The 315-nt window shown below is 48.9% G+C and carries 1 protein-coding gene; it reads left to right on the top strand.

All coding sequences use genetic code 11. The features are described 5' to 3' along the window. Positions 1-315: hypothetical protein (locus tag B7705_RS00190; RefSeq protein ID WP_193431897.1), on the top strand; the 315-nt coding region annotated here is incomplete at both ends.

The following is a 315-nucleotide window of genomic DNA, read 5'->3' as shown; positions in this document are numbered from 1 at the left end:
CAAGTGCCTCAGCTTCAGCATCTAACAACCAGAACTCAGCTTCTATCTCAGCAAGCGCGAGCCAGTCTGCGTCAATTAGTGCAAGCCAAAGCGCTTCAGCTTCTATTTCAGCAAGCATCAGTGCTAGCCAATCAGCATCAAGCTCAGCAAGTGCGAGTCAAAGTGCCTCAGCAAGTGCAAGCGTAAGTGCATCAGTAAGCGCAAGCCAATCAGCTTCAGTATCAGTAAGTGCAAGTCACTCAGCATCTGTATCAGCTAGCCAATCAGCAAGCGCCTCTGTATCAGCAAGTCAAAGTACTTCAGCATCAGTAAGCG

This window comes from Streptococcus oralis subsp. dentisani, from assembly GCF_002096685.1.
In the GTDB taxonomy this organism is placed as follows: domain Bacteria; phylum Bacillota; class Bacilli; order Lactobacillales; family Streptococcaceae; genus Streptococcus; species Streptococcus oralis_AD.
This window is presented reverse-complemented; position numbering and strand designations above follow the sequence as displayed.